This is a genomic window from Aestuariibius insulae (genome assembly GCF_040783535.2).
GTDB classification, from domain to species: domain Bacteria; phylum Pseudomonadota; class Alphaproteobacteria; order Rhodobacterales; family Rhodobacteraceae; genus Aestuariibius; species Aestuariibius insulae.
In genome coordinates this window covers 175,553-195,505 of the sequence record NZ_JBFONW020000002.1, presented here as the reverse complement: position 1 = coordinate 195,505, position 19,953 = coordinate 175,553, and the positions used below count along the sequence as shown (strand labels likewise).

At 57.2% G+C, this 19,953-nt stretch carries 17 protein-coding genes, 1 tRNA gene, 1 other RNA gene and 1 pseudogene; 6 read left to right on the top strand and 14 right to left on the bottom strand.

Annotation, left to right across the window (positions count from 1 at the left end):
• Positions 1–303: 303 nt before the first annotated feature.
• On the top strand, positions 304–2,313 hold the full coding sequence (locus tag AAD018_RS07290; RefSeq protein WP_367314835.1) for an ASKHA domain-containing protein: 2,010 nt from the start codon (positions 304–306) through the stop codon (positions 2,311–2,313).
• A gap of 210 nt (positions 2,314–2,523) precedes the next feature.
• Here AAD018_RS07290 and AAD018_RS07285 read toward each other — a convergent pair.
• The 14 genes and pseudogenes from AAD018_RS07285 to AAD018_RS07220 all read right to left on the bottom strand — a co-directional run bounded on the left by AAD018_RS07285 (position 2,524) and on the right by AAD018_RS07220 (position 16,369).
• A tRNA-Ser gene (locus tag AAD018_RS07285) sits at positions 2,524–2,613 on the bottom strand.
• A 112-nt stretch (positions 2,614–2,725) separates the two neighbouring features.
• Positions 2,726–5,050, bottom strand: coding sequence for a DUF3772 domain-containing protein (locus AAD018_RS07280; RefSeq protein ID WP_367314834.1), 2,325 nt, complete (start codon positions 5,048–5,050; stop codon positions 2,726–2,728).
• Complete coding sequence (locus AAD018_RS07275) at positions 5,047–6,081, bottom strand: cysteine synthase A (RefSeq protein ID WP_367315205.1); 1,035 nt, start codon at positions 6,079–6,081, stop codon at positions 5,047–5,049. The genes AAD018_RS07280 and AAD018_RS07275 overlap by 4 nt, the downstream gene beginning before the upstream one ends.
• A gap of 52 nt (positions 6,082–6,133) precedes the next feature.
• A pseudogene (locus AAD018_RS07270) lies at positions 6,134–6,559 on the bottom strand (NUDIX domain-containing protein); the annotation flags it as partial.
• 12 nt (positions 6,560–6,571) lie between these two features.
• Positions 6,572–7,252 carry a gamma-glutamylcyclotransferase gene (locus AAD018_RS07265; protein WP_367314833.1) on the bottom strand — a complete coding sequence of 227 codons (681 nt, stop codon included), beginning with the start codon at positions 7,250–7,252 and terminating at the stop codon, positions 6,572–6,574.
• A complete protein-coding gene (locus AAD018_RS07260) occupies positions 7,233–7,673 on the bottom strand; it encodes a TrgA family protein (protein WP_367314832.1) in 441 nt (146 codons plus the stop codon). Before AAD018_RS07260 ends, AAD018_RS07265 begins: the two co-directional genes overlap by 20 nt.
• Before the next feature lie 69 nt (positions 7,674–7,742).
• Positions 7,743–8,951 (bottom strand): class I SAM-dependent methyltransferase, encoded by a 1,209-nt coding sequence (locus tag AAD018_RS07255; protein WP_367314831.1) that lies wholly within the window; start codon positions 8,949–8,951, stop codon positions 7,743–7,745.
• Between the two features lie 74 nt (positions 8,952–9,025).
• Positions 9,026–10,447: a cryptochrome/photolyase family protein gene (locus tag AAD018_RS07250; protein WP_367314830.1), complete on the bottom strand. Its 1,422-nt coding sequence runs from the start codon at positions 10,445–10,447 to the stop codon at positions 9,026–9,028.
• Between the two features lie 51 nt (positions 10,448–10,498).
• Entirely contained in the window at positions 10,499–12,145 is a 1,647-nt protein-coding gene (locus AAD018_RS07245; RefSeq protein WP_367314829.1) for a BCCT family transporter, read from the bottom strand.
• 142 nt (positions 12,146–12,287) lie between these two features.
• The gene (gene acuI, locus AAD018_RS07240) at positions 12,288–13,271 is read right to left on the bottom strand and encodes an acryloyl-CoA reductase (RefSeq protein ID WP_367314828.1); all 984 of its coding nucleotides are present in this window, start codon (positions 13,269–13,271) and stop codon (positions 12,288–12,290) included.
• Positions 13,272–13,284: 13 nt separating this feature from the next.
• Positions 13,285–14,385: a dimethylsulfoniopropionate demethylase gene (locus AAD018_RS07235; protein WP_367314827.1), complete on the bottom strand. Its 1,101-nt coding sequence runs from the start codon at positions 14,383–14,385 to the stop codon at positions 13,285–13,287.
• Positions 14,386–14,387: 2 nt separating this feature from the next.
• Positions 14,388–14,894 (bottom strand): DinB family protein, encoded by a 507-nt coding sequence (locus AAD018_RS07230; RefSeq protein ID WP_367314826.1) that lies wholly within the window; start codon positions 14,892–14,894, stop codon positions 14,388–14,390.
• Positions 14,891–15,598 (bottom strand): DUF1326 domain-containing protein, encoded by a 708-nt coding sequence (locus tag AAD018_RS07225; RefSeq protein ID WP_367314825.1) that lies wholly within the window; start codon positions 15,596–15,598, stop codon positions 14,891–14,893. Before AAD018_RS07225 ends, AAD018_RS07230 begins: the two co-directional genes overlap by 4 nt.
• 15 nt (positions 15,599–15,613) lie before the next feature.
• Complete coding sequence (locus AAD018_RS07220) at positions 15,614–16,369, bottom strand: DUF2182 domain-containing protein (RefSeq protein WP_367314824.1); 756 nt, start codon at positions 16,367–16,369, stop codon at positions 15,614–15,616.
• Positions 16,370–16,539: 170 nt separating this feature from the next.
• On the opposite strand from AAD018_RS07220, the gene AAD018_RS07215 reads away from it, so the two are divergent.
• The 5 genes from AAD018_RS07215 to AAD018_RS07195 all read left to right on the top strand — a co-directional run bounded on the left by AAD018_RS07215 (position 16,540) and on the right by AAD018_RS07195 (position 19,948).
• The gene (locus AAD018_RS07215; protein ID WP_367314823.1) at positions 16,540–16,884 is read left to right on the top strand and encodes a DUF4345 family protein; all 345 of its coding nucleotides are present in this window, start codon (positions 16,540–16,542) and stop codon (positions 16,882–16,884) included.
• A gap of 17 nt (positions 16,885–16,901) precedes the next feature.
• Positions 16,902–17,250, top strand: a transfer-messenger RNA (tmRNA) gene (gene ssrA / locus AAD018_RS07210).
• Between the two features lie 268 nt (positions 17,251–17,518).
• Positions 17,519–18,154, top strand: a complete 636-nt coding sequence (locus AAD018_RS07205) for a rhodanese-like domain-containing protein (protein ID WP_367314822.1) — start codon at positions 17,519–17,521, stop codon at positions 18,152–18,154.
• On the top strand, positions 18,154–19,407 hold the full coding sequence (gene chrA, locus AAD018_RS07200; protein ID WP_367314821.1) for a chromate efflux transporter: 1,254 nt from the start codon (positions 18,154–18,156) through the stop codon (positions 19,405–19,407). The genes AAD018_RS07205 and chrA overlap by 1 nt, the downstream gene beginning before the upstream one ends.
• Positions 19,408–19,474: 67 nt before the next feature.
• A complete protein-coding gene (locus tag AAD018_RS07195) occupies positions 19,475–19,948 on the top strand; it encodes an SspB family protein (RefSeq protein ID WP_367314820.1) in 474 nt (157 codons plus the stop codon).
• Positions 19,949–19,953 lie beyond the last annotated feature (5 nt).

Sequence of the window (19,953 nt, the reverse complement as noted above, 5' to 3'; positions counted from 1 at the left end):
GAATACCTGCTGCCGGAAAGGGGGATCGGAAGCTCTCGCCATATAATCCACAATCTGACAATCTGGACGCGCTACCTTCGACAAGATGCACCTGCTAGACAGAACGCTGTTGTAGACCGGTCCGCATAACACTTGCCATCTTCAGCGGGGTGCTAAACGCACCCACCGCCTGTCTCTAACTCGCAGAAGAAAACGCCGGGTCTTGCTTCATCCCATGCACCTTCTTCACCCGGGAGGATATGTCTCGCACCTAATGTCGCGCCCCTCTAGCCTCCGTTCTCCCAACACGGCATAGATCAGCACATGACCGACCCTCTTGTTATCTTCACTCCATCTGGAAAGCGTGGCCATGTTGCCGCCGGTACGACCGTCCTTGACGCGGCTCGCCAGCTTGGCGTCGATCTAGATAGCGTTTGCGGAGGGCGCGGCATTTGTTCGAAATGCCAGGTTCAACCCGGTATAGGTTCGTTCCCGAAACACGGTATTGCCGTCGCGGACGATGCCCTGTCGGACGTCAACGCAGTCGAACAGCGCTATGACGAAAAACGCGGCCTAAAACCGGGCCGCCGCCTCGGATGTCAGGCCTGCATTCAGTCTGACGTTCTGCTCGACGTTCCTCCAGAAAGCCAGTTGCATAAGCAGGTCGTACGAAAAGCGGCAACACAGAAGGACATCCGGCTCGATCCGGCGATTCGGCTTGTTTATGTGGAAGTCGCGCAACCGGACATGCATGATCCGTCCGGCGACCTAGAGCGCTTGAAATCCGCACTTCAAGATCAATGGCAGATTGAGGACCTTCGAATTGATCTGACCCTTCTCAAAACGCTCCAGACAACTTTGCGGAAAGGCAATTGGACCGTTACCGCAGCTCTCTATCAGACCGAGGGCCCGCCTCGCCTCGTTGCCCTTTGGCCAGGTCTCTACGAGGGCCCGGTTGCAGGAATTGCTATTGATCTGGGCTCTACCACGATAGCCGGTCATCTATGCGATCTACGCTCCGGCAGCGTTCTAGCTTCATCAGGTTTGATGAATCCTCAGATCCGGTTTGGCGAAGATCTCATGTCTCGTGTCAGCTACGCAATGATGACGGAGAACGGCGCAGACGAGATGACCCGTGCTGTCCGGGAAGGCCTTGGCGATCTCGTTCGTGCCTTAGCGGCAGAAGTAGGCATTCCGCCCGAGGTCATCCTCGACGTCACTTTGGTCTGCAATCCCGTCATGCATCACCTTCTGCTGGGGATCGACCCGTATGAGCTGGGTCAAGCTCCTTTCGCTCTTGCCACCGCCGATGCGCTTACCCTTACCGGAGGCGATCTCGATCTGCCAACAGCTCCGACTGCTGGTGTTTATATTCTCCCTTGTATCGCGGGCCATGTGGGTGCGGATGCGGCTGCAGTTGCACTCTCCGAAGCACCGGATCAGGCCCAAGAACTCACGCTGATCGTTGACGTCGGCACGAATGCGGAAATTCTGCTTGGCCACAAGGGACGGGTTCTTGCGTGTTCCTCGCCCACTGGCCCTGCCTTCGAAGGAGCGCAGATCTCTGGCGGTCAACGCGCGGCGCCGGGTGCAATCGAGCGGGTCGAGATTGACACAGCCAGTAAGAAGCCTCGCTTCCAAGTCATCGGATCGGAGCTTTGGTCGACTGATCCAGCGTTCGATCACCCCGTGACCGGTATTTGCGGCTCCGGCATTATCGAAGTCATTGCCGAAATGCGTAGGGTCGGACTTCTCGACGCCTCCGGTCTCATCGGTAGCCGTGAGCGAACCGGCTCGGACCAGATCCTGCCAGACGGACGGACCCATGCATTCCTTCTTCATGACGGAGAGCCGCAGATCATCATTACGAACAGCGATATTCGTGCGATCCAAATGGCCAAGGCTGCTCTTTATGCTGGCGCACGTTTGCTCATGAATAAGTTCGAGACCGACACCGTGGATCGGATCGTGCTCGCTGGTGCCTTTGGCGCACACATTTCTCCCGAACATGCACTCATCCTTGGCATGATCCCCGACACCGATCCCTCCAAAATCACGTCGGCTGGCAATGCAGCTGGCACAGGTGCTCGAATTGCCCTTCTTGATAAATCCTCTCGTCCAAAAATAGAGCGTCTGGTCCGTCAGATCGAGAAGATCGAAACAGCGATCGAACCCCGTTTTCAGGAACACTTTGTTGCGGCCTCCGCAATTCCGAATTCGGCCGATTCGTTCGCTCTCACAAGAGCTCGCGTTGCCCTGCCCGAACCTCGCTTTCAAGCTGGAGGAGATCGGTCCCGTCGGCAAAGAAGAGCCCGAAACTCGTCATCCCAATAAGAGAGCTCAAATAGACTAACGAGCTGATTGCCACTATCAGCGTACTCTATCTGATCGGCACCGTCTGGGCGAAGACGACCTGAGATCCGACTTATCTTATAGGTGAATGCTCACTGTGCCTGTCTCTGTATCCTCAGCAGCAATTCGCAGTGAAATGGCCGAAGCTATCGCTGATAAAGACAGACACACTGCTATGTTGAATGATGCAAATGGCGGAGCGGAAGGGATTCGAACCCTCGAGACGGTTTCCCGCCTACACACTTTCCAGGCGTGCGCCTTCGACCACTCGGCCACCGCTCCGCTGGAGGGTGTAGCAGCGTTCTTTGAGAGGATACAAGCCGGACTTGGCGTCCTGTTTCGTCTTTACTCGTCCCTGCTCATGTCCCGTTCGACCGTCTTTGCAGAGAGATGACTAGTCCGAGGCGGATGTCAGCGTTTCGGGATTGCGGATCCACAGATCGCGCTGCGCGAAGGGGATTTCTATCGCTTCTTCCGCAAATCTGCGCGCAATTTCATGGCAGAGGTCGGACTGGACGCTCAGGAGCCAGTTTACGTCCCGAAGAATGGCCCTAATCTCAAAATCGAGGGAGTCAGCTCCAAAACCGCGCATGAGAATAGCGGGAGGCGGATTCAGGATCACCATTGGATGAGCTTCGGCAATCTCGCGAAGGACAGCTTCCACCTTTTTCGTGTCAGTCCCATAGGCTACCCCGACCGGAATGATAACACGTCCAACATTGTTTCCATGCGTGAAGTTCGTAACCGTACCGGACACGAGATCAGCGTTAGGCACGATCACATCCGTTCGATCAAAGGTCTCAATTCGTGTTGACCGGACCGAGATCCGCCGAACATAACCCATTTGAGTGCCGACCTGAATCCAATCGCCTTCGCTGATTGGCCGTTCGATCAGAAGGATTATTCCTGAAACGAAGTTGGAAACGACAGTTTGCAGACCGAACCCGATTCCAACGGAAAGAGCTCCCGCGACAATGGCGATATTTGATAGATCGATACCGGCGCTTGTGATTGCGACGAGAGCGGCAAGAAAAATCCCCACATATCCGGTTCCGGCGACGATGGCATTGGAGCCACCGATATCGAGCCTCGTTCTGGGAAGGACAGTTGTGCGTAACGCACTTTGAAGCAGGCGAGTTGCAGCGTAGCCAATTCCGAAGACGACCGCGAACCAAAGAAAATCGCTTGGACGGATGCGGGTCTCTCCAAGCGCGAAACCTTCCCTGATTTGCGCCCAGAGTTCGGTTAGATCAGCGATCCGCGCACCCCAGATCAGAGCGAAGATCGGCAGGCAGCCAAGTACAATCAAGAACCCTATCAGGACGGGCATAAGCGCATCGCGGGCGCCATTATCTGCTCCAGTTACGAGGGCGTAAACATCATAGACAAGGCGGATCAGAACGACGAGAAGGCCGACCAACGCAAGCGACAGGACGGTTGGCGGAAGGATTGCATCCGCTGCAGTTCCATAACCGAGACCGGCTAAAACGGGTGCAATAACCGCGATCGCCATCGCAGCACGTCCGATGAACCGTTTGATGCTGTCACGCAGATTTCCCTCGGACGGCTCCTCCTCGGACGTGGAGGCTTGGCGCGAGAGCTGGACGATGATCTGACCAATCCGGAACAGAATGACGCCGATCATGACCAGAAGAGGAAATTGCAGAACGGCAACCGTTTCCGGCGAAAAGTCGGCTCGATCCGCCATGATAGCCAAGGTGCCAGCACCGAAAAGAAGCAGTGATAGAATGAGTAGATAGCTGCGCATTTCCCGCGTCTGCGGACGGGTCATCTCGAACGCGGGCTGCTCAGAAGGATCAAGTGGGCGCTTTGGGAAAAGAGCGTTGCTGAACCACCGCGCGATGATGATTAGAAATCCCAAGGCCGGGATCTCATCAATCAGTGCCGCTCCTCGAGGGCCGAATAATGACATGGCCTCAAGCGCGTTGGTAACGGCAAATAATCCTGCCATCGGAAGAATGATCTGCCCTAAGGAAAGTACAAACCGCCAGACGCCGCGCCCGCGTGAGCTGCGCGCCACAACGAGACCGGCAAGCCTCTCCATCCAAATCCTCCCGCGCATTAGGAGAACAAGGGCTGCCGCAAGATATGCGAAGGTCAGTGGAAGCCTGTCGCGAAACAACTGCCGCGTTGCCGGTGCTGCAAGCGAAGCACGGACTTCTGACGCGATGCCAGATAGATAACTACCGAGAGCACCAAACGCCTCCGGCCAGTGAACCGGGTTAAGCGGGGAAGGCCCAACTTCAAGCAGGGCTTCGGTCTGACGATCGCGGATGATGCTATCGATTTCGCCGATAAGACCGTCTGCTCGAATGAATGCTTCCTCAGCCTCGATGACGGGGCGCCTGAGCGAGACAAGCTGACGTTCTAGATCGTTGCGGCGGGCCGCCACATCTTCTGGCTCGGTTTCTCCGTCCGCCGGTGCGGGGCCGAGAGCGCGAATTTGACTTCTAACCGTATCGATCCGCGCAGCATTCGTGCTCTGCGCCTGAAGAAAGAGATCCCTTTGCCGTGCCAGCTCGGCGCGCAACGTCTCGAGCGCGGTCGTCGACGCCTCGTCTTCTTGAATGATCGCTTCGGCTTCCGCGGCAGTGCTATCCCAGCTCGCAAGCAGATCGACATCGTCGCCGTCCTGAGCCCAAGCCAAGCTGCCTGAAAAATGAAGAACGACGCAGAAAAGCGTCAGAAGCCGTCTCATGCGTCCTCAAAGACCTCTGGCAAAGCCGAAGGCCCTTGATCGAGCCAGTCAGGCACCGGAAGACCTTTGTTGCGCAGGAATTCTGGGTTGTAGACCTTAGATTGATAGCGGGTTCCGTAATCGCACAAGATCGTCACGATTCGGTGCCCCGGGCCCATCTCGCGGGCCATGCGCATTGCGCCAGCTACGTTCACACCGGATGAGCCGCCGAGGCAAATACCCTCTTCTCGCAGCAGATCAAAGATAACTGGCAATGCCTCAGCGTCGGAAATACGAAAGCTCATATCGGGAGTGAACCCTTCAAGGTTAGCCGTTATACGCCCCTGCCCGATCCCTTCAGAGATCGAAGACCCGTCAGACTTTAGCTCTCCCTCCGTGTAAAAACTATGAAGTGCAGCCCCATCAGGATCAGCGAGGCCAATTTTGACGCCCTTTGGCTGAAGAAGCGAGGCGACACCCGCGAGCGTGCCACCAGACCCGACGGCACAGATGAATCCGTCGACCTGACCATTGGTCTGCTCCCAGATTTCGGGCGCGGTTGTTTCGATATGGGCCTGGCGATTGGCTGTGTTGTCAAATTGGTTGGCCCAAATCGCGCCGTTAGGCTCGCGTTTCGCCAGCTCCTTCGCCAAGCGACCAGAATATCGAACATAGTTATTGGGGTTGCGATAAGGCGCGGCGGGAACTTGCACAAGTTCGGCCCCCGCAAGCCGTATCATGTCCTTTTTCTCTTGGCTTTGGGTCTCCGGAATAACGATTACAGTCTTGAAGCCCATCGAAGCGCCGACAAGCGCGAGGCCGATTCCTGTATTTCCTGCCGTGCCTTCAACTATCGTTCCGCCAGGTTTGAGTTCGCCGCGCGCGACGGCATCCTTGATGATATAAAGCGCAGCGCGATCTTTGACCGACTGGCCAGGATTCATGAATTCGGCCTTCCCGTAGATATCGCAGCCGGTCGCCTCAGAAGGTCCGTTTAGACGAATAAGAGGCGTGTTTCCGATGGCTGCAGCGAGGTCAGGAAGCAAGGTCATGTCGGTGCCTTTCGCGATATGCACTCCGGTGTAGGCGGCGGCCCCGTGTTCTTCAAGCCGAGGCTTGAAGCCGCGCCCGATGCCGCGCCAGCCAGAGCAGCATCATCGCAAGCGGAGCGACCCGGATCTCTCCTTGATCAAGCTTGTCCAACGCATCATCCGTTGAAAGAACGTGAACGCGAATATCCTCGCCCTCCTCGGCCAATCCACCCGTCCAACTATCAAGCTTTTCCAGCGTGCAGTGCCCGAGAAAACAGTGAAAGAAGTCGCTTGATCCGCCTGGAGATGGATAGACTTGTGCAATTGGTACGAGGTCCGTCAGTTCGATGCCGGCTTCTTCGCGCGCCTCTCTGTGGGCGGTTTCCTGTGGATCTTCGGCTGGGTCTACTAGACCGGCAATCGGCTCCAGAAGCCACGGATTGGGGTCGATGCGAGCGATGGGTCCAACGCGCACCTGGTCTATCAAGATCAACCTGTCATTGACCGGGTCCTAGGGAAGGACGAGGGCCGCGTCGAAGCCAACAAAAACCTCTCTGGTGATCTCATCAGATAAAGTCCCTCGGACTGTCTCATGCCGGAATCTATACTCATCGAGCCGATAAAACCCCAAATGTCGGTTGGTCCTGATCAATGGCCCAAGCATACGGCCAGACTGTTGCGAAGACCTTTGTCCGAGATAAGCCGACCAGGCGCGAGCGCGGATCGTTGAAAACCGTTTCTTCAGCTCATCGGACGAGATCTTATCGCGAAGTTCCATAACCTCCCGCGCAGCATGAACCGTGGTTTCTCCCCACATTTCCACCCATTCGTTCAGCGACCATGTTTCAGAAGAAGCCAATTCGGGTCCGGCAGGCCGGTAGACGCAGGCCGCGGCAGATCCTGTATCGGCCACAACGTCCACATCTTCGATCCGGTAGTCAAAAAGCGCTTCGTAGAAGTCGAGAGCCTGCCGCTGCGCAGTAGTCAGGTTGTAACAGAGGGCTCCCAAGGCTCGCGCCCCGGGCTGAGTCATAAGGATAGGATGAGCCTCGCCTGAAGCAGGCTGGACCGCGTGATCGACGAATTCACAGTCAACAAGACGATAGTGATCGCTGCCGATGATCACCTCCAGAAGCGGGCGATATCTCAGCGTTCCAAAAAGGAAGAGAGGTTTAGGGGAAGCGGCTGCCAATAGCTTCGGTCACCAGGCCAGCGATGAGACATCCAACAATGGCAGGAATGATGTATTCCGAAATCAGCATCGGTTGAGCGTATTCCATCATCTGTTCAAAAACCGCAACGACAGCCTCGGTCGCGTTATCGTAGCGAAGGCGAAGGGATTCATGGTACATATCCGTTCCGCTGTGGACAAAAAGTGCCCAGAAGATGATCGTGACAAGCGTGGTCAGACCGTAGCTTATGGCGGCAGTCAAACCTCCACCGGCCCGTTTGCCGGCGACGACCCAGCCCATGACAACTCCGATGAACGTGTTGATTGGTATCATCGCACCCGGCGCGGCACCTTCCGGCAGAAGCGGAACGTAAAGAACGGATAGGTAATATGCCAAGGCACCAAAGCAGATGGCTCCGGTAAGACGGCCAGCGGTAGGCATCGGACTGCTCCCCTCGTCGACGACTGCCCAATTCGGTAAACCTGAACTTTGACCGAAATCTGTTGAAAATCAGGCGGAGCGGGTCAGTGTGATCTGTGTCACATCGCAATTACCGCTATGAAAGGTCGCTGCGCAAGAGCAGAGATAAAAGTTCCACATGCGCCGAAAGCGCCCGTCGAACCCCATATCAGCGATCTGATCCCAGCGTTCGTTGAACGTATCGTGCCAGCGGCGCAGCGTCTGACTGTAACTTTCTCCAAACTCGACCGAGTGAGCGAGCTTGAGACCGGCAGCCTCGACCTGATCAAGAAGCGCACCCCGAGACGGGAGCATTCCGCCCGGGAAGATATACTTCTGCACAAAATCAACACCTTTGCGATACACCTCCCAACGGGCATCTTGAACAGTGATGATCTGCAGCGTCGCGCGGCCGCCGGGCTTAAGACAATCGTTCACTTTGCTGAAATAGGTCGGCCAGTACTTTTCCCCGACGGCTTCGAACATCTCGATTGACGCGATACCATCGTACTTCCCCTGCTCGTCGCGATAGTCCTGCATTCGAATTTCAACTTGATCCTCCAAGCCAGCCTTTCGAATACGATCGCGTGAGAAATCGTACTGTTCCTTGCTGATAGTCAGCCCGGTAACTTTAAGGCCACGTTCGGCGGCCGCGTATTCCGCAAAGCCCCCCCAACCGCATCCGATCTCGAGGACATGATCGCCCGGCTGCGCCCCCATCTCGTCGACCATCGAGACATATTTTGCCCGCTGCGCGGCTTCGAGGCTTTCCTGACCGGTGTCGAATTTCGCCGACGAATACGTCATCGTCGGATCCAGCCAAAGCGAATAAAAGTCGTTTCCAAGATCGTAATGGCGGCTGATGTTCTTCTTTGCCTGCCTCTTTGTATTGGAGTTCAGCCAGAAGCGGATCTGCTCAACTGCCCGTGCGATCCGTTGTCCCGGAAAGCCGTCATAGACGTCATCTCCCGCCGCATGCACCAAGTCTTGAAACGCAAGCAGATCTGGCGTGGACCACCACTCATCCAGATAGGCTTCGCAAAAGCCAAGATCCCCATCCCGGATCGTCCTCGCGAAAAGCTCGCGATTGTGGACCGTAAATTCAGCAATCGGTCCCGGCGCTTCGCCTTCGATGCGGAACCTGCGACCGTCTTCCAGCACGATATCAAGACGCCCCTTCTTGAGCGTCTTCAGGACGTCGAAGACAAGCCCGAAGTATCGTGGCAGGTCTCGCTGCCCGCGCGTTGTGGTCAAAATCATTACTGCTCCCTTGGACGTCTTTGACCTGCTTTTCGCTATGAACAGGTCTTGCTCTTTTCATAACGACCCGTGCATCAAAAGTCGCGATTTTCATAGGCATTCAATGCACGTTTGCGCCCGTCTTCCGCCGTGACGATAGGATCAGGATACGGGTCGGACGCACTCATAGACCATTGCTCTGGAATAGCATGAAAGTAGTCGAGAGCGGTCTGTGGTGGATCACCCTGTTCTTCGGCGATCCAGGCAGACACATAAGCGCGATCCTTGTCGAACTTATCGAGCTGGGTAACCGGGTTGAAAACACGGAAATAAGGGGTCGCGTCTGGACCCGAACCTGCCGACCACTGCCAGCCAAGCGCATTTGAAGCCGGATCCCAGTCGATAAGGTGCTCTTCGAACCAGTCGAGACCGATCTTCCAGTGACACAGCAGATGTTTTGTCAGGTATGAGGCGACAATCATTCGAGCACGATTGTGCATCCTGCCGGTCACGTACATTTCACGCATTGCCGCATCGACGAACCGGATTCCGGTGCGTCCTTGCTTCCAAGCCTTAACTTCCCTGAGGCGCTCATCGGTTTTCCATGGGAAGGCCCCCCACTCCTCACGCCAGCTGCTGTGAACGATATGGGGTGTGTGATGGATGAGGTGATAGGCAAACTCGCGCCAGACCAGCTCTTTCAGCCAGGTTTCGGCGCCTGCCTTGCCCTCTTGTCGCGCCTGCATTCCAGCGTGCCAGCAGCTGCGCGGAGAGATCTCTCCGTAGGCGAGGTTCTCGCTTAGGTTCGATGTCCCGTTTTGTGCGGGGAGATTGCGGGCCTCAGCGTAGTTCGAAATACCATTTACGATGAAGGCGCCTAGGCGCGAAGCGGCCGCGCTTTCCCCAACCATGCAATGGGAGCGCACGATATCTGCGCCTCTTTGCATATCAGCGGACATCTCCCAGCTCGCTAGGATTTCGCTCGACGGCCAAGTCTGCGGCGCGGGTATTCGTGAAGGCGTAGGGAGCGTGCTGCCAATCTCCGTGTCTTTGACCGCGCGCCACATGGGAGAGTAGACTTTATAGAACCCCCCGGACTTTGTTTCGACCTGCCATGGCTCGAACAACAGATGGCCTGAGAAGCTCCGGGCGTCGATCCCATCCTGTTTGAGCGCCTCCTTCACCTTGATATCGCGAGCCTTCGAAGCGGGATCGTAGAGGCGTGACCAGTAGACGGCACCTGCATCCGTTTCTTTGATCAGATCCCGCAAGCACTGAAGAGCCTCGCCGCGTCTAAATATGAGGCGTGACGCCTTGCTCTCGAGACTTTTGTTCAGGACCTTCAGGCCAAGCCCCAATCGGAAGCGCGGGGCCGCCCCCTGCCCTTCAGCAACCTCGTCGTACAAGAAAATCGGTATGACAGGCCGGCCGCTTTCGCAGGCGGCTGTCAATGCAGGGTGGTCGCCGAGACGCAGGTCCCGGCGAAACCACGTCAAAACAGGTTTTTTGTCGGTCATTCAGATCCTCAGCGAACGCGTCGCCGAACACCTAGTGCGAGACAAGGCGCGTCAACCGGTGCCACGCCTTTCGCTGACCAGACCTTTGAAGATCGCGTAACACATGACAAGTAGAACCAGCGTGAACGGCAACCCTGTCGAGATGACCATAGATTGAAGCGACTTCAATCCGCCCACGGAAAGAAGCAGAACGATCGCGACCGCTCCTTCGAAAATGCACCAGAACACACGCTGTGCCACCGGAGCATCAATCTTGCCACCTGCGGTAATCGTATCGATGACGAGCGATCCGCTATCGGAGGAGGTCACGAAAAAGACGATGACCAGAACGATGCCGATGAACGAGGTAATTTGCGCAAGCGGTAGCTGATCGAGCATCTTGAAGAGCTGGAGCGGTAGATCGGCATCTTGCGCAGCCGTGTATCCGTCATTCGCAACCTGAAGGATTGCCGTTCCACCGAAGACGCTCATCCAGAGAACGCAGACCAGACTTGGGATCAGCAGCACACAGGTGACGAATTCGCGGACTGTCCGGCCCCGGCTGACGCGGGCGATGAACATGCCGACAAAAGGCGACCAGCTGATCCACCAGGCCCAGTAGAACGAGGTCCAACCCTGACTGAAGTTCACATCCTCACGCCCAATCGGATTGGAAAGAGCCGGAAGATACTGAACGTAAGCGACAAGCGAGTCCCAGAAGATCGCCAACAAGGCGAGGGTCGGGCCAACGAGCAGAACGAAAAAGAGGAGCAGGAAAGCGAGCCCCATATTTAACTCTGACAGGACCTTCACCCCGCCGTCGAGACCGCGAACGACAGACACCAGAGCGACAGCCGTAATCACAGAAATCAGGATGACCTCCGTTGTCGGACCTGTAGGGATACCAAAAAGTTCGTTCAGGCCTGCATTTGCCTGCGTCGCACCGAAGCCAAGCGAAGTTGCAAGTCCGAAGAGCGTCGCAAAGACAGCGAGCGTATCAATGATGTGACCCGGCCAGCCCCAGACGCGGTCGCCAAGAAGCGGATAGAACGCAGACCGGATCGTCAGCGGCAGACCCTTGTTGTAAGTGAATAGCGCCAACGCGAGAGCCACGATCGCATAGATCGCCCACGGGTGCAGACCCCAGTGAAAAATCGTAGCAGCCATGCCAAGACGCATGGCCTCAGCCTGATTATCCGCGGCGCCGGCCAGTGGAGACCAGTCCGTACGCAAGCCCGCTTCATCTACCGCGGCTCCACCCATCGCCGTGGAGAAATGGCTCATCGGCTCGGACACACCATAGAACATCAGCCCGATGCCCATGCCCGCGGCAAAGAGCATCGCGAACCAGCCAAGATAGGTGTAATCGGGTGTCGCCGCCGCGCCCCCGAGGCGCACGCTGCCCCAAGGTGTCACGATTAAGAAAAGGCAGAACAAAACGAAGATGTTCGCCGAACCCAGGAAAAACCAGTCAAACCCCTTCGTGACGCTATCGAAAAGCCATGTGAAAAGCGCCCCAGACTGCTCTGGCAAGGCTAGTGTGTAGAACACAAAAGCCACGATTGAGACACCAGAGATCAGGAAGACCGGATTGTGAATGTCGAAGCCGAACGGGCCGACGCTTCCTTCCACATTGTCCTGCCCGATCTCGTAGTCGGTTTCGACCAGCAGTGCAGTATCTGTCGGTGGCGGTATCCCTTGGTCGGTAGCGTCGGTCATCGAGATCTCCCTTTATTGGCACCGAGCGTCGTCTTACCCGGGCAGGATGGCTTCTCTTGCGGAAGCCTCTGGGCGCAGTATCGGGCAGCTTAACAGAAGGGTGGAGAGCGCGATACCGCCTAAACCGGACAAAAGCGACAGCTCAGATCTCAACGACGACACGCCCCTTTACCTGACCTTTCAGGATATCAGCCCCCAATGCGGGCAGGTCTTCCAGCGTGGCTGGCTGAATCATTGCTTCGAGTTTCTCCATCGCCAGGTCGGTTGCGATCCGCTCCCATGCGCGCAGGCGGTTCTCGTAAGGCTGCATGACGCTGTCGATCCCTAGAAGGTTGACCCCTCTCAAGAGAAACGGGATCACCGTCGCGGGCAACTGTGGACCGCCCGCCAGTCCCACGGCAGCGACACTTGCACCATAACGCATTTGTCCCAGAACCCGGGCCAGCATTGTGCCGCCCACCGCATCGATGCAGCCGGACCAATTTTCGCTTTCAAGCGGGCGTTTAGTGGTCTCGTTCAGCTCGTCCCGCGCGACGATCTGGTTTGCCCCGAGATCCTTGAGGTAATCCGCATTGTCCGGGCGCCCGGTGACGGCAGCAACCTTGTAGCCCAGATTGGCCAAGATAGCGGTCGCGACAGAGCCGACACCGCCGGAGGCGCCCGTAACCAGAACCGGCTCAGGGCCATCAGGGGTCAGGCCGTGATCCTCGAGCGCTATTACCGCCAGCATTGCAGTAAACCCGGCTGTTCCAACCGCCATCGCCTGACGGGTCGTTAGCCCGTTCGGGAGCGGAACCAACCAGTCGGCCTTAACGCTGGCCTTCTCTGCGTAACCGCCCCAATGAGCCTCGCCGACGCGCCAGCCTGTCAACACCACCTTGTCGCCTGCGGAGTATCTGTCATCAGACGAGTGTTCGACCGTCCCTGCGAAATCAATGCCCGGCACATGCGGGTAATTGCGGACGAGGCCTCCGCCCGTCCCTATGCACAGACCATCTTTGTAATTCACGGTTGAGTATTCGACCTGCACGGTCACATCGCCCTCGGGAAGGCGGCTTTCGCCGATCTGCTGGACGGAGGCAGAGGTTTTGCCGTCGTCGTCTTTCTCTACGATCAGTGCTTTCATAGGTCTCTCTCCCTCAGATCCAGAATTCATCGCGAATGCTCGCCTCGCGCGGGCCGTCTTGCGTGTGAGCGGTGAGCGTGGTGCCGGGCGTCCAGTGGGTCATCCGAACCATCCCTATCGCGATACCCGTGCCGAAGTCCGGCGAGACGGCTGCCGAGGTGACCTGCCCAACACGTTCATCTCCCGCCGTCAGCGGCCAGACCCGATCGCAAGGCGGTAGCTCGCCCTTGATCTCGATCGGGCGGATCTGGCGGGACGGGCCATCCTTCGCAACCCTAAGCAGCGCGTCGCGCCCGACACAGCCAATGGCCGTCTGGGTTGAACAGAACCGGCCAAGACCACATTCGTGCGGCGTATTTTCCCGCGTCATGTCATTGCCGTAGCTCAGAAGACCACCTTCGATCCGTTCGATCCCATTCGGGCAACCGGCACGTACGTTTAGATCCCGGCCCGCTTCCATAAGAGCATTCCAAAGAGGCATGCCCAGATCGGAGCCTTCGACATAAACTTCAAAGCCGCCCTGCTTGGAGTAACCGGATCGGGCGACGGGGATCTGGCGGCCTTGGAAGTTGAACATACCAAAGCGAAAAAAGCGAATATCCCGGACCGCATCGCCAAAAATCCGCGCCATAAGATCGTCTGCCTTCGGCCCCTGCACTGCGAGCGGGGAGACGTCAGGTTCATCGACCAACACGTCGAGCCGGTAGCCATAGGCGATGCCCTTTACCCAGTAGAGCAGATCGCTGTCGGCCACCGAGATCCAGTAGCGATCATCAGCCAGCATCAGACCGACCGGATCATTCAGCATGCCGCCCGTCTCGTCGACCATCGGCAGATAATAACACATTCCGGGAAGCATCCCGCGCAAATCGCGTGGGGTCAGCATCTGCATCAGTTTGCCTGCATCGGGTCCACGCAATTCCACCTGACGTTCGACGGCAACATCCCAGATCTGAACGTTCTCTTTAAGGTGCCGATAATCCTCCTCAACGCTTTCGAAGACAGTCGGGAGAAGCATGTGATTATAGACGGTATATGCCTTAATTTCCGCGGCCTCGACGCCTTCAGAGAACGGCGTCCGCCGCAACCGGCGCGAGGGAGAAAGAAGCGCCATGGTCAGTCGCCGTCAGGCATGAAGGGCAGATCTGTGACGTAGCCCTCATCACCGGAAGCCGTCAGCATCGCGTGGATCTGCCCCCGATGATGGGCTTGGTGATTAAAGATCTGAACGACGCAAAGAGCCTTGGTGCGCGTAATCTCTCGCCCGATCGAGCCGGAATACCACGTCAAATCGCCCTCGAGATCGTGATCCGAAAGTTTTGCGGCCCATCGCTTAATGCGCTGATCCATCGCGTCCCGGGCGGGAAGCCAATCTGACAGGTGCCCGGTCAGGCGCAGGCTGTCGGCAATACTACCGGCGGGCCGCTCGCCCCCGTCAAATCGGGCGACCCAGACGCCATCGGCCCAGAGCAGATGATTGATCGTTGCAAAGATCGACCCGAAAAACGCTCCGCGGTCACGTCCAAGCTCTCCGGGCGGCAAACCCCCAAGCGCGTCGACCAACTGCTTGTTCTGCCACGCATTATAGGCAGCCATCGTCCGGCAATACTCAGCCCCGATCAAGGCTTGGGTCCTTGCCAGGAGATCGGGCAGATCTCGGCGGAGAGACCGCCGAAGTCCCAGACGCGGCCATAGTCCCGCACTCTGGATTTCAGACCCTTGGCCGCGATGATGTCGGGCCCCATCCAGTATTTCGAATTCGAGATCATCACGGGGTGATCGGCGTCCTTGCCCGCGATCATCTCGATCTCCCCCTGGATCTTGCGGCCAATATAAAGCCCGCGTTTGTTTCCTTCTCGGACGATCTCGACCTTTTCGCGCTCGGCCCCGATGATTTCCGAAACAAGCATCGTAAAGAGGCCTGTCGTACCTCCCGCAGCACCCGAGAAGATCTTGAGCAGACCGTTATAGGCCTTCTGGGACGCCCGCTCATCGACATAGGCGGCCACCTTCCAGTTGCCCTCGGCCATCCGGCCTGGGATGTCGACAAGGAGACCGACGTTGAGACCAGCTAGGCTTTCACCCTCGAAATGACCCTCGTCGATCGCGATAGCCATCCAGGCATGGCACGTGCCCTCGGTGGGGGGATGGGCGCCGAGTGAGACCACACAGGGACAAAAGACGGTGCAGGAGCAGTTGAGGAAAAGCTCTCCCTCGATTTTCCAATCCGTGGGCTGCAGCTTGCGGCGCTTCGGGTTGTCCATCCGCTGATCGATCCGCTGGCTCACCGGGAGCTTATCAGCAGGAGTTCTTTGTTTGTCAGCCATCAGCCTCTCTCTCACTCAAAAGACCACTACGGCAAGGCCCGCCGCGATCAAGACGCCTCCCAGCGGCTTTGTCACGTAGCGACCGATCTGCGGCAGCTTTTCAAGAACCATGAACATCGTCGCGAGCCCCATCCACAAGAGGCTCATAACGCCTCCGACAAATCCCAGCATCATGAAAGCCCAGCAACATCCAACGCAAAAGAGCCCCAGCGCAAGTCCCATGCGCAAGCCGCCGACCGCCCCTGGCCGCCAATGACCAAGAAAAAATGTCATCGGAGCATGGCAAACGCCGTGGCAGATCTCTTTTGTGCGGGAAAACTGAAAAGCGCCTGCAAACACAAGCAGACTGGCGGCAAACCATTTCTGTTGCGCAATGCCAAGCCCGTCGATCCATCCGATACTGATCAGCACAACCTGCACGGCCGAGATAGCAGCAGCGCCCGCGATCCAGATCGCCATGTATCCGACCAGAAGAGCGCTCCAGCCAGCTCGGCTGCCATTCGCACTTCTGATGAGATCCTCATAGGCCTTCAGCGTCGGCACCATTGTTGGCAGCATCATCGCGGCCATCATGATCGACCACATCGGAAAAAGCGCGCCGAACGCCGTCATCGGCATCATGTTCGGACCAACCGGCCGCCCAATCCAGTCGACGCCGCTCATCCGGGCGGACATGAACATTAAAACCCAAGCCAATAGAATGGCGGCAAAAAAGACGACCCAGCTGACTGTTCGCCGGATCCAGTGGGAGGACGTGTCTATGGTCTGCATCGCATCTCGTTCCTGATCGCATCACCGTTATCGGAGCGATGCGCGCTGACAAGAGGTTTCAGCGGGCAGTCTTACCTGAATGACACCATGCGGGCATTAAGGCGGGGCATCTTGCCCTCCTTCGAGAAAGAGATACCTCTGGCCCTGACGGGCAAGGATTGGAGCCGACGATGGAGATGATCAACTACCTGCTGGCATTGCTCAGCATCGGGTTTGGGATCCTTGGCTGGCTCGCGCCTGCTTACACAATGGATGTTGTTGATCTGTCCGACGGCGGCTCGACGATGGGCCGGTCCGAAGTGCGCGCCGCGTCCGGCGCTCTTTTCGTCGGGGTTGGTGTGGGTGCGCTGATTCTAGGCACACCAGCAGCCTACATGATGATCGGATTTGCCTGGGGGGGCGGCGCTGTCGGACGGGCGACTTCGCTGATCCTCGACGGGACCACAAAGAAGAAGTGGGTTTTCTTTGCAGTGGAAGCTGCCGTCTTCGTCGTTGCCGTCTGGAACAATATCTAGACGATCTAATCAAACCAGCCCTTTTCAGCACAGGTCCAACGGCCTATATGTCTTCTGTCCTTCGGGACTATGGACATAAACGCGCTCGTAATAAGCGGATCGGACCCGGGGGCGGTACCCGGCGGCTCCACCAATATCCTTCATTTGGGGATCATGGGGCCGAAACAGGATCGACGAACGTCTAAAGGGGTTTGCTTTGTCCCGGTGAGTTACCACCGTTATCGGTACATTTAAGCTAGTTGCAAATGACAACAAAGCTCCGATGGCCCTCGCAGCGTAAGCTGTGCGGAATATCGAAATCCTAAGTCCTAAGGCTTTGCAGCTTTAGGCGGGGTTCGCAGGCACCTGGCAACAGAAGCCTGCACTTTCACCGATATATTTTTCTCAAGAGCGCAGCTTAACCGTCTGTTAAGGTTAATGAACGCATTTTTCGAAGTCCTCCCTTGAAGACTTGGTTAGGGCGCGCTCGATGAACGATCATACCCCATCAGTCTTAATTTTCGATGAAGCAGTTTTTCTTGACAGCAACGGGACACTTTGCGACCCCTGCGCTTGGGGTTTGACGCGACATCACCCCGTCAGGCGGGACGCCCAAGGGTCGCATCCGTGGTGTTGTGCCAAAAGGATGTCTTTCATGTCCCCTCTCTCGCCTTCCCGTCTTGCCGATCTAATCGCAGGCGGCGCTAGTATCACCATTCTAGATCTTTGCCTGCCGGAAGATTTCGCTCTTGATCCGCGCCTCATTCCAACCTCCGTTCGGATGGATTGGACAGCTCTGGAGGCCAGCGGCCGGGTCATCACCGTTTGTCAGCGTGGGCTGAAGATCAGCCAAGGAGCAGCAGCGCTTCTTTGCGCTCGCGGAGCCGATGCAACGTTCCTGGACAGTGGAGCCATTGGCTGGGCAGCAAGCGGCCTTCCCATGATACCAGTTGAAAACTTACCACAAAGCGGCCTTTGGACCGTTGCGGATGGTCCGATAGCCGATATCGCAGACTGGATCTTGCAAGGCTTTCTGCACGGGCAAACTCTTTTGCGCGTCGAAGCTGAGGTGGCCGAAACCGTGGCCGAACGATGGGACGCTCCGTTGATCGAAGATCTTCCATCATTCCTAGACGCTATTGGACTGGCAACGCCCGCCCTGCTCCACGTGGTCGACGCTGCGCAGAATGACTGCGCCCCACTTTCACTTGGGCGCCTCATAAAGGCAGGGGATCCGTCACGGGTTCTCGATGCGGCCTATCGTGCCCTTCGATCGGGGGGAGACCTGTAATGGGCGCGAAACCAAGCCTTGGCGACATCACCCGGGTCGGCCTTCGTATCGGACTTCTGTCCTTCGGCGGGCCAACTGCCCAAATCGCGTTGATGCACAAGGAGTTGGTCGAAGACCGCTCGTGGCTGACCGAAGACCAATTCCTGCGGGCGCTGTCCTTTTGCATGCTCTTACCAGGGCCTGAGGCTATGCAGCTCGCGACTTATGCTGGCTGGCGCATCAAGGGGATCCCGGGTGGCTTGATTGCCGGTGGGCTGTTTGTGCTTCCCGGTGCGGCAGTCATCATGGCTCTGGCGCTGCTCTATGCCGAGTTAGGCGATGTGCCACTCGTGCAGGCAGCCTTCCTCGGGATTAAGGCGGCTGTTGTCGTCATCGTAGCGCAAGCGCTGCTCAAGATCGGAAGAAAGGCTCTCACAGGACGGTTGCAGCGCGCGGTAGCAGTCCTGGCATTTGTCGCACTCTTCGTCTTTGCTTTTCCCTTTCCCCTTATCATCCTCGTCGCTGGCGCACTCGGAGCTGCAACGGCCACCGACACACAAACCACCCAGGTCGGTCCGGTCCCGATCCGGCGCGCCCTGTCGGTGTTCGCTATAGGTGGCTTGATCTGGGTAGCGCCTCTGGGTCTCGCAGCCCTTATGGGTGCGGATCTTCTGGTCAGTGCCTGGATGTTTTTCTCGAAGCTGGCCATCGTGACCTTTGGGGGGGCCTATGCCGTGCTTGCCTATATGACGCAGGAAGTGGTTCAAAATCTCGGCTGGCTTACCACCGAAGAGATGATCGACGCCTTGGGCCTGGCAGAAACGACACCCGGCCCCCTTATTCTCGTCACCCAGTTCGTTGGAGCACTCGCCGGACTCAAGGAGGGCGGCGTATCGACCGCATTCGCGATGGCTGCGATTACACTTTGGGCCACCTTCGTACCTTGCTTTATCTGGATCTTTGCAGGCGCTCCCTACATCGACTGGTTGGCGGGCCGACCTCGCCTTACCGGCGCTTTGAGCATGATCACGGCAGCGGTTGTCGGAGTAATCGCCAATCTTTCCTTGTGGTTCGCCATTCATGTCCTTTTCGCACGCACAGTGATCCTCGAGGCTGGACCGATCCGGACGCTCTTGCCTGAATGGCCCAGCTTTGATCCCGCCGCCTTCGTTCTGATCATGCTCGCCGTAGTTTTCCTGCTGCGGTTGAAATGGTCGATCCCGGTTACTTTGGCCGCGATGGCAGGCGTTGGGGTCATCATCGGCGTTGTCTGACGGCCCTCTTCCATCCGATCCCGAATCCCCTATGCTTGATACAACTGTACGAGGAGCTGCCCCTCCCATGTCTCGCCGGATCGACTATGGAAACCTAATGCACCGCGCCATGCGCGGTCTGATTCAGCAGGTTCTGGAGAATGTGGCTGCCGAAGGGCTTCCAGGAAATCACCACTTTTTCATAACCTTCGACACCATGCATCCCGATGTCGAAATCGCCGATTGGCTGTCAGATCGCTATCCCGGCGAGATGACGGTTGTCATGCAGCACTGGTTTGACGGCCTCGAAGTTACGGATGAGGGGTTTTCGGTGACGCTAAACTTCGGTGACCAGCCGGAGCCACTTTACATCCCCTATGACGCAATCAAGACCTTCGTGGATCCGTCCGTGGAGTTCGGATTGCGGTTCGAGACGCAGGACAGCGAAGACGGCGAGGTCGAGGCCGCGCCGATGATTGAGGCTGCCCCGGATCCCGATCCAGATGAAACGGACGAACCGCGCGACGCTGAGATTGTCAGCCTCGACAGTTTCCGCAAATAGATTGC